Here is a 12351-nt window from a genome sequence, read left to right on the forward strand (position 1 = left end):
GGTCTCAAACCTTGAAGCGCGAGACGCCGCTGCGCAGGCCGACAGCGACCTGGCTCAGCTCGTCGATGGCAAAACTGGCCTGGCGCAGGGACTCCACGGTCTGGCTGCTGGCATCGCCCAACTGCACCAGTGCCTGGTTGATCTGTTCGGCGCCAGTGGCCTGGGCCTGCATGCCTTCGTTGACCATCAGCACTCGCGGTGCAAGGGCCTGAACCTGATGAATGATCTGGGTCAGTTGCTCGCCGACCTGGGTCACTTCGTACATGCCCCGGCGCACTTCCTCGGAGAACTTGTCCATGCCCATGACGCCAGCCGACACCGCCGACTGGATTTCCCGGACCATCTGTTCGATGTCATAGGTAGCCACGGCGGTCTGGTCGGCAAGACGCCGCACTTCGGTCGCCACGACAGAGAAGCCGCGGCCGTACTCGCCCGCCTTTTCGGCTTCGATGGCGGCGTTGAGCGAAAGCAGGTTGGTCTGATCGGCAACCTTGACGATGGTCACGACCACTTGATTGATGTTGCTGGCCTTCTCATTGAGGATCGCCAGCTTGTTATTCACCAGATCAGCAGCACCCATGACCTGATGCATGGTTTCTTCCATGCGCGCCAGACCTTGCTGGCCGGAGCCTGCGAGTACCGAAGCCTGGTCGGCAGCAGAAGTCACCTCGATCATGGTGCGTACCAGATCGCGGGAAGTGGCCGCAATTTCACGGGAAGTCGCGCCAATTTCCGTGGTGGTCGCAGCGGTCTCAGTGGCAGTAGCCTGTTGCTGCTTGGAGGTGGCGGCGATTTCGGTAACCGATGTGGTCACCTGCACCGACGAGCGCTGGGCCTGGGAAACCAGGGCCGTGAGCTCGGTCATCATGTCGTTGAAGCCGGTTTCCACCGCATTGAATTCGTCTCGGCGCTCCAGATCCAGACGCTTGCTCAGATCACCGGTACGCATCACTTCGAGGATGCTGACAATACGGTTCATAGGTGCCAGGATCGAGCGCATCAACAGCAGGCCACAGCCACCGGCTGCGATGATCGCGATAAGCAGCGAAAGCCCCATGCTCAACTTGGCCGACTGAACCGATGAGCCAATGTGATCGGCGGCGGTATCAGCTACCAGTTTGTTAGCTGTAATCAACTCGTTGAGCTGTTTGCGCCCGGCCTGCCAGACCGGCCCGACCTGATCGTAGAAAATAGAATGGGCCAGGGCAAAATCATTGTGCTGGTATGCGGCAAGGGTGTCCTTCAACAATTTTATAAAGGCATCACGCTGCTTCTCGAATACCTTAAAACGTTCATTATCAGCGTCATCAAAGATGGTTTTCTTGTAGTTATCAATCTGGTCTTGCAGGCGATTTTCAGTGTCCGTGAACTGGTCCAGTTCCGAACGCGTCAATTCACGGCCCTTGCCTTCACTCATCAGTTCCAAAGTGCGTATATAACTTTCACCCCAGGTGCTGCGCACGATGGTGCTGTAGTAAACACCGGGCAAAGCGTCTTGACGCACTTCGTCGGCGTTGGACTCAATCGACAACAGGCGCGAATACGATACGACAACCATCAATAGCATGATGGCGATAATCACGGCGAAACTCGCCAGGATCCGTTGGCGCAGAGTCCAGTTCTTCACAGTCAGCCCTCAGGAAGTCAACACAGGCGTCGAGCCGTGTTCGAGAAGCGGACCGACGAACGGTCCAGGCGGGCGAAGTATAGCCCAGCGGATGGTTCAATAGCGTGCGGTGATGTCAATGCAATGACACTGCCCGATACAAAAAGACTACCCAGAGCAGAAGCGTCAGAGAGTGAACGGTAGAAAATATGGCCCTTAGCATTACAGCAAAGGGCCGAGTGCTCAGGCAGCCTTTCTAGCCTGAGCCTCCAGCTCACTCTTGAAAGCAGGTTCGAGTTTCAATTGCCGCGCCAACTCGTCAAGGTAAGCACGCTCCATGAAGTGTTCTTCGTCCACCATCATGACACTGGCCAGGTACATTTCGGCGGCCATTTCGGGGGTACGGGCAGCTCGGGCTACCTCCACCGGGTCCAGCGGCTTGTTCAGTTGCGTGTGCAACCAGTCGCGCAGGGATGCGTCGTCGCTCAACCGGGCAAACTCCCCTTCGATCAGCTCTCGCTCGCGCTCATCGACGTGCCCGTCGGCCTTGGCGGCTGCGACCAGCGCTTGCAGGATCGCCTGGCTATGAGCCTCGACCTCCGGCGCGGGCAGCCGATCAATGGTCTGCGGCTCGCGCTGCGGCGCGGTGCCCTGATTGGCCTGCCAGTTGCCATAGGCCTTGTAGGCCAATACGCCGAGGGCAGCCAGGCCGCCGTAAGTCATGGCCTTGCCACCCAGCTTGCGCACTTTCTTATTACCCATCAGCAGCCCCATGGCTCCCGCCGCCAGCGCGCCACCACCAGCGCCGGAGAGCAGGCCGCCCAACTGGCCCTTGGTTGAGGATTGACTACCCGTCTTGTTCTGCAATAGATCCTGGCCGGACTTGAGCAACTGATCGAGCAAACCGCGCGTAATCATGGAAAACCTCCTGGAGCCATCGGCTCATGACAGATGCGCAGCAGGTTAAATCTTGTTACCTGCGTCCAGGGGCCAGGTGTTTTTCCGGATGTTGCCGGGATACAAAGAGCTGATAGACGGCTCATCGCTAAAAACGATATACATTCGTCCCATTCGATAAAACTCACCTGAGCCGTGCCCACCATGATGACGCTGCGCCAAATTCGCCACTTCATCGCCGTTGCCGAGACCGGTTCGATTTCCGCTGCTGCTCAGGCCGTGTTCATTTCCCAGTCGACCCTGACCCTGGCGATCCAGCAACTGGAGCAGGAAATCGGCGTCACACTGTTCAACCGCCACGCCAAGGGCATGACCCTGACTCATCAGGGGCATCAGTTTTTACGTCAGGCACACTTGATTCTGGCGACCGTGGACAACGCCAAGCGCAGCCTCCAACAGAGCACTGATCAGGTCGCCGGGCAATTGATCATCGGCGTGACCAGTCTGGTCGCAGGCTATTACCTGGCCGACCTGCTCACCCGCTTCCAGCGCGCCTGCCCCAATGTCGACATCCGCGTCATGGAAGACGAACGGCCCTATATCGAGCACCTGCTGGTCAGTGGCGAAATAGATGTCGGCGTGCTGATTTTGTCCAACCTCGAAGACCGCCATGCCCTGCAGACCGAGGTACTGACCCATTCCCCTCACCGGCTGTGGCTGCCCGCGCAACACCCGTTGCTGGAACACGACAGCATCAGCCTGGCCGATGTGGCCGGTGAGCCGCTGATCCAGCTCAACGTCGATGAAATGGACCTCAATGCGCAGCGCATCTGGTCTGGTGCCGGCCTGCAACCGCGCGTGACCTTGCGCACCGCCTCCACCGAAGCCGTGCGCAGCCTTGTGGCGGCAGGCCTGGGGCTGTCGATTCAAGCGGACATGACCTACCGGCCGTGGTCCCTTGAAGGTGACATCATCGAAGCCCGCCCGTTGGTCGACCTGACCCGCACCCTGGACGTCGGCCTGGCCTGGCGCCGCGGCACTGCACGACCGTCGCTGGTTGACCCGTTCCTGACGATTGCGCGGGAACACCACCATACACAGCGCAGGCTATCGATTTAATCGAACGCCGCTTTCAGTATTTGGTATTTGTCGTCTACCGGGGCGGGCACTAGTCTCAAGGTCACAAATAGCTGTGGGACCGGCTTCAGCCGGAAAGACGATGTGCCAGGCGATAGATATCTACCGATCCCCTCGACGCCTTCCCGGCTAAAGCCGGTCCCACACTAAAAACAGGCCGCGTACGGATAAAAGGCTTCCCGGACCATGACGGACTTCTGCACCGCGCTACTGATCGACGGCGAACTGGTCAAAGGCCAGGGTTTTGTCGAGCCGATTCTCAACCCGGCCACCGGGGAGGTGCTGGTCACTATCGCCGAAGCCAGCACTGAACAGGTCGAGAGTGCGATTCTCGCCGCCCATCGAGCCCTCTGCGTCTGGTCCCGAACCACGCCACAGCAACGCGCCAACACCCTGTTGGCCATCGCTGACGCCATCGAACAGCGCGCCGATCTGCTCGCCGGCCTCGAAGCCCTGAACTGCGGCAAGCCTTTACACCTGGCCCGTCAGGACGATTTAAGCGCTACCGTCGATGTCTTCCGTTTCTTTGCCGGTGCCGTGCGCTGCCAGACCGGTCAGTTGTCCGGCGAATACCTGCCCGGCTACACCAGCATGGTGCGGCGCGACCCCATTGGCGTGGTCGCTTCCATTGCGCCGTGGAACTACCCGATCATGATGGCCGCCTGGAAAATCGCCCCGGCCCTGGCGGCGGGCAACACCCTGGTGTTCAAACCATCGGAACATACGCCGCTGTCGATCCTGGCCCTGGCGCCGGTCCTCGCCGAGCTGTTGCCGCGAGGAGTGATCAATATTGTCTGCGGCGGTGGCGAGGGGGTCGGCAGCCATCTGGTCAGCCACCCGAAAGTGCGCATGGTGTCCCTGACCGGCGATATCGTCACCGGTCAGAAGATCCTTCAGGCCGCATCCAAGACACTCAAGCGCACCCACCTGGAACTCGGCGGCAAGGCGCCAGTAATCGTCTGCGACGACGCTGACCTGCAAGCCGTGGTCGAAGGCATCCGCACGTACGGCTACTACAACGCCGGGCAGGACTGCACCGCCGCCTGCCGCATCTACGCCCAGGCCGGTATTCATGATCGTCTGGTGGCCGAACTCGGTGCCGCCGTGAGCAGCTTGCGCTTCGCAGGCAAGCGCGACGCCGACAACGAGATTGGCCCGCTGATCAGCACCCGCCAACGCGACCGCGTGGCCAGCTTCGTCGAACGCGCCCTGAGCCAACCCCATATCGAACGCATCACCGGCGCCGCCGTGCATTCCGGCGCGGGCTTTTTCTATCAACCGACCCTGCTGGCCGGTTGCAAGCAAAGCGATGAAATCGTCCAGCGCGAAGTGTTCGGCCCGGTCGTCACCGTGACCCGCTTCGAACAACTGGAACAGGCGGTGGACTGGGCCAACGATTCGGAATACGGCCTGGCCTCATCAATCTGGACCGGCAACCTGGACAAGGCCCTGCAAGTGGCCGCGCGCCTGCAATACGGCTGCACCTGGATCAACAGCCATTTCATGCTGGTCAGCGAAATGCCCCACGGCGGCCTCAAGCGTTCGGGGTATGGCAAGGACCTGTCGAGCGACTCACTGCAGGACTACAGCGTGGTGCGACACATTATGGCCCGGCATGCCGGGGAGCTATGAAGCAGCTCTGAGCTTCGAGCTACAAGCAAAAACAAAAGCGCAATGAGACATCCATAAGAACAGTTACACCCGCGACTTCAGATTGAATGCGACAGCAAGCGCACCCACTGACTTGTAGCTCGCGGCTCGAAGCTCGCAACTCACAACTCACAACTCACAACTGCCCCGACCGACAATTAAAGAAGAGGGAAAATCATCATGTCAGCACCCAAGATCGCACTGCTCGGCGCCGTGGTTACGACGCTGTTCGCCAGTGTCAGTTTGCAGGCCGCCGAAGCACTCAAGAGTGTCGGCGCCGGTGAAGGCCAGCTCGATATCGTCGCCTGGCCGGGTTACATCGAGCGGGGTGAGAGCGACAAGGCCTATGACTGGGTGACGGGCTTCGAGCAGCAGACCGGTTGCAAGGTCAACGTCAAGACCGCCGCCACCTCCGACGAGATGGTCAGCCTGATGACCAAGGGCGGCTATGACCTGGTTACCGCGTCAGGCGACGCCTCGTTGCGCCTGATCGCCGGCAAGCGTGTGCAGCCCATCGATACCAGCCTGATCCCCAACTGGAAGAACCTCGACCCGCGCCTGAAAGACGGTCCCTGGTATGTGGTCAACAAGCAAACCTACGGCACGCCCTATCAGTGGGGCCCGAACGTGCTGATGTACAACACCAACGTGTTCAAGACGCCACCGGTGAGCTGGAGCGTGGTGTTCGAGCCGCAGGATCTGCCCGACGGCAAGCCGAACAAGGGACGGGTCCAGGCCTACGACGGCCCGATCTACATCGCCGATGCCGCGCTGTACCTCAAGTCAGCCAAGCCGGAACTGGGCATCGTCGACCCCTATCAGTTGACCGAAACCCAGTACAAGGCCGTGCTCGATCTGCTGCGCAAGCAACATCCGCTGGTGCATCGCTACTGGCATGACGCAACCGTACAAATGAGCGACGTGAAGAACGAAGGCGTGGCCGCCAGCAGCTCGTGGGGTTACATGGTCAATGGCCTGCAGGCCGATAAACAGCCCGTAGCCTCGACCATCCCACAGGAAGGTGCGACTGGCTGGGCCGATACCACCATGCTCCACGCCGAAGCCAAGCACCCCAACTGCGCCTACAAGTGGATGGACTGGTCGATGAAGCCGAAAGTCCAGGGTGACGTCGCTGCCTGGTTCGGCTCGCTGCCCGCCGTACCTGCCGCCTGCAAAGGCAATGAACTGCTCGGCGAGCAAGGCTGCACCACCAACGGCTTCGATCTGTTCGACAAGATCGCCTTCTGGAAAACACCCCAGGCCGAGGGCGGCAAGTACGTGCCTTACAGCCGCTGGACCCAGGACTACATTGCGATCATGGGCGGGCGATAGGGCGCCATCCTGGCTCTGTGGGAGCGTGGCTTGTCGGATCGCACCGCCGCGAAGGCGATGTCTCTGACAAAGAGATGCGTCATCTGTACCGGCCTATTCGCGGGCAAGCCACGCTCCCACTGAGATCCCCGCATTCATGAGAGTTTGCCCTGCTGGCGAGCCCAAGGCAGTCGCTCGCTTCCATCTTGAGGTTTCACCATGACCCTTGCAGTCCAGTTCACCCAGGTTTCCCGCCAGTTCGGCGAGGTGAAGGCCGTTGACCGGGTCTCCATCGATATCCAGGACGGTGAGTTCTTTTCCATGCTCGGCCCGTCAGGTTCGGGCAAGACCACCTGCCTGCGGCTGATTGCCGGTTTCGAGCAGCCCAGTGCCGGTTCCATTCGCATTCATGGCGCCGAAGCGGCGGGATTGCCGCCCTATCAGCGCGACGTCAATACCGTATTCCAGGACTACGCCCTGTTCCCCCATATGAACGTGCAGGACAACGTCGCCTATGGCTTGAAGGTCAAGGGTGTGGGCAAGAGTGAGCGTCTGGCCCGGGCTGACGAAGCCCTGGCGATGGTCGCTCTCGATGGCTATGGAGCACGCAAGCCGGTGCAACTGTCCGGCGGCCAGCGCCAGCGCGTGGCTCTGGCTCGTGCCCTGGTCAATCGTCCGCGGGTCCTGCTGCTTGATGAACCCCTCGGCGCCCTCGACCTGAAGCTGCGCGAGCAGATGCAGAGCGAGCTGAAGAAGCTGCAACGCCAGCTGGGCATCACCTTTATCTTCGTCACCCACGACCAGACCGAAGCCCTGTCGATGTCCGATCGGGTCGCTGTGTTCAACAAGGGCCGCATCGAGCAGGTCGACACGCCGCGCAACCTGTACATGAACCCGGCCACGCGTTTTGTCGCCGAATTCGTCGGCACCTCCAACGTCGTCGACGGGCAACTGGCGCAGTATCTCAACGGCACGTCGCGACCCTTTTCCATTCGCCCGGAACATATCCGCTTCAGCAGCGGCCCTTTGGCCACGGGCGAGCTTCAGGTCAGTGGCGTACTTCACGATATCCAGTACCAGGGCAGCGCCACCCGCTACGAGCTGAAACTGGACAACGGCCAGACCCTCAGCGTCAGCCAGGCCAACAACCAATGGCAGGACAACAGCGGCCAGCGCCAGGTCGGCCAGCGCCTGCAAGTCAGTTGGCCACGTCAGGCCATGACCCTGCTGCAGGACGGCATCACCCCCGGCGAGGGCCTGTAGGCATGATCCAGACCCTCCCCCATCCGGCGCAGTCGCCGCTGCGGCGCTTCGCCAACCTGTTGTATCGGCGCCCGAACCTGTATCTGTCGTTGTTGCTGATTGCGCCGCTGCTGTGGTTCGGCGCGATCTACCTGGGATCGTTGCTGGGCCTGTTGTGGCAAGGCTTCTACACCTTCGACGACTTCAGCATGACGGTTACCCCGGACCTGACCGCCGCCAACTTCGCCGCCCTGTTCAACCCGGCGAACTTCGACGTCATCCAGCGCACCCTGTTGATGGCCATCAGCGTGTCCATTGCCAGCGCCGTCGTCGCCTTCCCCATCGCCTATTACATGGCGCGCTACACCACGGGCAAGACCAAGGCTTTTTTCTATATCGCAGTGATGATGCCGATGTGGGCCAGTTATATCGTCAAGGCCTATGCCTGGACCCTGCTGCTGGCCAAGGGCGGCGTGGCGCAATGGTTCGTCCAGCACATGGGGCTTGAACCTGTGCTGCAATGGCTGTTGGGCGTGCCGGGAATTGGTGGCAGTACCCTGTCGACCTCGGCCCTGGGACGCTTTCTGGTGTTCGTCTATATCTGGCTGCCGTTCATGATTCTGCCGATCCAGGCCTCACTGGAACGCTTGCCGCCGTCGCTGCTGCAAGCCTCGGCCGACCTCGGCGCCAGGCCACGGCAGACCTTCATGCAAGTGATCCTGCCGCTGTCGATACCCGGCATCGCCGCAGGCTCGATCTTCACTTTTTCCCTGACCCTGGGCGACTTCATCGTGCCGCAACTGGTGGGCCCGCCCGGCTACTTCATCGGCAGCATGGTCTACGCCCAGCAAGGCGCCATCGGCAACATGCCCATGGCGGCAGCTTTCACTTTGGTACCCATCGTGCTGATCGCGGTGTACCTGTCCATCGTCAAACGCCTGGGAGCCTTCGATGCACTCTGAAAAAGCTTCTGCGGGCCTGAAGATCGCTGCCTGGGGCGGGCTGGTGTTTCTGCACTTCCCGATCCTGATCATCTTCGTCTACGCCTTCAATACTCAGGACGCCGCGTTCAGCTTTCCGCCCCAGGGCTTCACCCTGAAGTGGTTCAGCGTGGCGTTTTCCCGTGCGGATGTGCTGGAATCGATCAAGCTGTCCCTGCAAATCGCCTGCGTGGCGACCCTGATCGCGCTGTTCCTCGGCACCCTGGCTTCGGCGGCGTTGTACCGGCGGGATTTCTTTGGCAAGGACGGTATCTCGCTGATGCTGATCCTGCCCATTGCCCTGCCCGGCATCATCACCGGCCTGGCCCTGCTGGCGGCGTTCAAAGCCCTGGGCATTGAGCCTGGGATGTTCACCATCATCGTCGGCCACGCCACCTTCTGTGTGGTGATCGTCTACAACAACGTCATCGCTCGCCTGCGCCGCACCTCCCACAGCCTGATCGAGGCATCCATGGATCTGGGCGCCGACGGCTGGCAGACCTTTCGCTACATCATCCTGCCCAACCTGGGCTCGGCGCTGTTGGCGGGGGGCATGCTGGCCTTTGCCCTGTCGTTCGACGAAATCATCGTTACCACTTTTACCGCCGGGCATGAACGCACCCTGCCGATCTGGCTGCTCAATCAGCTCAGCAGGCCGCGGGATGTGCCGGTGACCAACGTGGTCGCCATGCTGGTGATGCTGGTGACCATGCTGCCGATTCTCGGCGCCTATTACTTGACCCGGGGTGGCGAAAGCGTGGCGGGGAGTGGTGGCAAATAATGGAACCCAGGCACACCCAATCCCACAACGACCTCATAACGGCTTGAAAAGGAGACAACCATGCAAACCAAACTGCTGATCAACGGTCATCTGGTCGCCGGTGAAGGTCCGGCCCAGGCGGTGTTCAACCCGGCGACCGGGCGTGTGCTGGTGGAGATCAACGAAGCCAGCGAGGCCCAGGTCGATGCGGCCGTACGCGCTGCCGATGCAGCCTTCGACAGCTGGTCGCAAACCGCGCCGAAAGACCGTTCGCTGTTGTTGCTCAAGCTCGCCGATGCCATCGAGGCCCATGGCGAGGAGCTGGCCAAACTGGAATCAGACAACTGCGGCAAACCCTACAGCGCCGCCCTCAACGACGAAATCCCGGCCATTGCCGACGTCTTTCGCTTCTTCGCCGGAGCCAGCCGGGTGCTCAGCGGCTCGGCGGCGGGCGAATATCTGCCGGGGCATACCTCGATGATCCGTCGCGACCCGGTGGGCGTGATAGCCTCCATCGCCCCCTGGAACTACCCGCTGATGATGGTCGCCTGGAAAATCGCCCCGGCCCTGGCCGCCGGTAATACCGTGGTGCTCAAACCATCCGAACAGACGCCGCTGACCGCCCTGCGCCTGGTCGAGTTGTGCCAGGAAATCTTCCCCGCCGGTGTGCTCAACCTGGTGTTCGGACGTGGCCAGACCGTCGGCAATCCGTTGGTCACCCACGCCAAGGTACGCATGGTGTCTCTGACCGGCTCCATCGCCACCGGCTCGCACATCATTTCCAGTACCAGCGACAGCGTAAAGCGCATGCATATGGAACTGGGCGGCAAGGCCCCGGTGATCATTTTCGATGATGCCGATATCGACGCTGCCGTCGCAGGCATCCGCACCTTCGGTTTCTACAATGCGGGTCAAGACTGCACCGCCGCTTGCCGCATCTACGCTCAGGATGGCATCTACGAGAAGTTCGTCAGCAAGCTCGGCGAAGCCGTAAGCACGATCAAGGTCGGCCTGCAGGACGACCCGGACACTGAACTCGGGCCACTGATCACCGCCCAGCACCGCGACCGCGTCACCGGCTTCGTCGAGCGCGCCCTGGCGCAGTCCCATATGCGCCTGATCACCGGCGGCAAGGCCATCGACGGCAACGGCTATTTCTTCGAGCCGACGGTCATCGCCGATGCCCAGCAGGATGACGAGATCGTACGCCGCGAAGTGTTCGGCCCGGTGGTCTCGGTCACCCGCTTCCAGGACGAAGCCCAAGTGCTGGGTTGGGCCAACGATTCGGACTACGGCCTGGCGTCGTCGGTCTGGACCCAGGACGTCGGCCGCGCCCACCGCCTGGCCGCGCGTTTGCAGTACGGCTGCACTTGGGTCAACACCCACTTCATGCTGATCAGCGAAATGCCCCACGGCGGTCAGAAACTGTCCGGCTACGGCAAGGATATGTCCATGTATGGGCTGGAGGACTACACCACCGTGCGGCATGTGATGTTTAAGCACTGAATGCAGGGGGATGTCGTGGGACCGGCTTCAGCCGGGAAAGCAATGAGGCAGGCGATAGACGTGTATCGATCCTGCCTGCCGATTCCCGGCTGAAGCCGGTCCCACATTAGTGCTGTGCGGGCTGAGGACTACTCGCGCAAATCCGACTCATGAATCGGCTGGTCGCGATGGGTCGCGCGCTGATACTGCGCAGGCCAAGTCGCCAGGCGTCCGCCCAGATCGTCATCGGCATGCAGCGGCCAGTAGGGGTCACGCAGCAACTCACGGGCCAGCAGGATAATGTCGGACTGCCCGGTGCGCAGGATATGTTCGGCCTGGGCCGGTTCGGTGATCATCCCGACAGTACCGGTGGCGATACCGGCTTCCTTGCGTACCCGCTCGGCGAAGCGCGTCTGATAGCCGGGGCCGACCGGGATTTCCGCATTGGCCGAAGTGCCGCCTGACGACACGTCGATCAGGTCCACACCGAGGTCTTTAAGGCGCCGCGCCAGTTCCACGGTTTCATCCGGGTTCCAGCCGTCTTCGACCCAGTCGGTGGCCGAGACGCGGACAAACAGCGGCAACTCTTCGGGCCAGATATCACGAATGGCCTGAGTGACTTGCAGGGTCAGGCGAATGCGGTTCTCGAACGAGCCGCCGTACTGGTCCTGACGCTGATTGCTCAGGGGCGAGAGAAATTGGTGCAGCAGATAACCATGAGCAGCGTGGACTTCGACCACCTTGAAACCCGCCGTCAGCGCCCGCTTGGCTGCGGTGACGAATGCCTCGACCACCTCTTGAATCTGGCTTTCGCTTAGTTGCACCGGCTTGGTGTAAGTCGGGTCAAAGGCGATGGGTGACGGCGCCCAGGGAATCCAGCCGCCTTCGCTCTCCGGCACGCTGCCATGCTTGCCCAGCCACGGCCGCCAAGTGCTGGCCTTGCGCCCGGCGTGGGCCAACTGGATGCCGGCTACGGCACCTTGAGCGGTGATAAAGCGCGTGATGCGTTGCAGCGGCTCGATCTGTTCGTCGTTCCATAGCCCCAGGTCTTGCGGGGTGATGCGACCGTCACGGGTCACGGCCGTGGCTTCGGTCATGATCAGGCCCGCGCCGCCAACCGCACGACTACCGAGATGGACCAGATGCCAGTCATTGGCCAGGCCATCGACACTGGAGTACTGACACATGGGCGATACCGCGATGCGGTTGCGCAGGGTCAGTTGGCGAAAGGTGCAGGGTTCAAGCAACAGGCTCATGGGGACCTCTCAGACAAGGAAATCGGA

At 61.2% G+C, this 12351-nt stretch carries 9 protein-coding genes and 2 pseudogenes; 7 read left to right on the top strand and 4 right to left on the bottom strand.

What is annotated here, in order from left to right:
- Positions 1 to 4: 4 nt before the first annotated feature.
- The 3 genes and pseudogenes from AC1Z24_RS24845 to AC1Z24_RS24855 form a co-directional block, all read right to left on the bottom strand.
- Positions 5 to 1174: pseudogene (locus AC1Z24_RS24845) on the bottom strand (methyl-accepting chemotaxis protein); the annotation flags it as partial.
- Positions 1154 to 1567, bottom strand: a pseudogene (locus AC1Z24_RS24850) (MCP four helix bundle domain-containing protein); the annotation flags it as partial. The pseudogenes AC1Z24_RS24845 and AC1Z24_RS24850, both read right to left, overlap by 21 nt.
- 282 nt (positions 1568 to 1849) lie before the next feature.
- Positions 1850 to 2524 (bottom strand): tellurite resistance TerB family protein, encoded by a 675-nt coding sequence (locus AC1Z24_RS24855; protein ID WP_483743099.1) that lies wholly within the window; start codon positions 2522 to 2524, stop codon positions 1850 to 1852.
- A 183-nt stretch (positions 2525 to 2707) separates the two neighbouring features.
- Between AC1Z24_RS24855 and AC1Z24_RS24860 the strand changes: the two genes are divergently transcribed.
- The 7 genes from AC1Z24_RS24860 to AC1Z24_RS24890 all read left to right on the top strand — a co-directional run bounded on the left by AC1Z24_RS24860 (position 2708) and on the right by AC1Z24_RS24890 (position 11089).
- A complete protein-coding gene (locus AC1Z24_RS24860; RefSeq protein WP_259105817.1) occupies positions 2708 to 3622 on the top strand; it encodes a LysR family transcriptional regulator in 915 nt (304 codons plus the stop codon).
- A 204-nt stretch (positions 3623 to 3826) separates the two neighbouring features.
- On the top strand, positions 3827 to 5272 hold the full coding sequence (locus AC1Z24_RS24865; RefSeq protein WP_483743100.1) for a gamma-aminobutyraldehyde dehydrogenase: 1446 nt from the start codon (positions 3827 to 3829) through the stop codon (positions 5270 to 5272).
- 198 nt (positions 5273 to 5470) lie between these two features.
- Complete coding sequence (ydcS, locus tag AC1Z24_RS24870; RefSeq protein ID WP_483743101.1) at positions 5471 to 6622, top strand: putative ABC transporter substrate-binding protein YdcS; 1152 nt, start codon at positions 5471 to 5473, stop codon at positions 6620 to 6622.
- A 198-nt stretch (positions 6623 to 6820) separates the two neighbouring features.
- Positions 6821 to 7864, top strand: coding sequence for an ABC transporter ATP-binding protein (locus AC1Z24_RS24875; protein ID WP_483743102.1), 1044 nt, complete (start codon positions 6821 to 6823; stop codon positions 7862 to 7864).
- Positions 7865 to 7866: 2 nt separating this feature from the next.
- A complete protein-coding gene (locus tag AC1Z24_RS24880; protein ID WP_483743103.1) occupies positions 7867 to 8805 on the top strand; it encodes an ABC transporter permease in 939 nt (312 codons plus the stop codon).
- Positions 8795 to 9604, top strand: coding sequence for an ABC transporter permease (locus tag AC1Z24_RS24885; protein WP_483743104.1), 810 nt, complete (start codon positions 8795 to 8797; stop codon positions 9602 to 9604). The genes AC1Z24_RS24880 and AC1Z24_RS24885 overlap by 11 nt, the downstream gene beginning before the upstream one ends.
- 60 nt (positions 9605 to 9664) lie before the next feature.
- Positions 9665 to 11089 (top strand): gamma-aminobutyraldehyde dehydrogenase, encoded by a 1425-nt coding sequence (locus AC1Z24_RS24890; RefSeq protein ID WP_483743105.1) that lies wholly within the window; start codon positions 9665 to 9667, stop codon positions 11087 to 11089.
- A 128-nt stretch (positions 11090 to 11217) separates the two neighbouring features.
- On the opposite strand, the gene AC1Z24_RS24895 is transcribed toward AC1Z24_RS24890, so the two are convergent.
- Positions 11218 to 12324: an NADH:flavin oxidoreductase/NADH oxidase gene (locus AC1Z24_RS24895; RefSeq protein WP_483743106.1), complete on the bottom strand. Its 1107-nt coding sequence runs from the start codon at positions 12322 to 12324 to the stop codon at positions 11218 to 11220.
- Between the last annotated feature and the right edge of the window lie 27 nt (positions 12325 to 12351).

Source organism: Pseudomonas sp. JL23 (assembly GCF_056933585.1).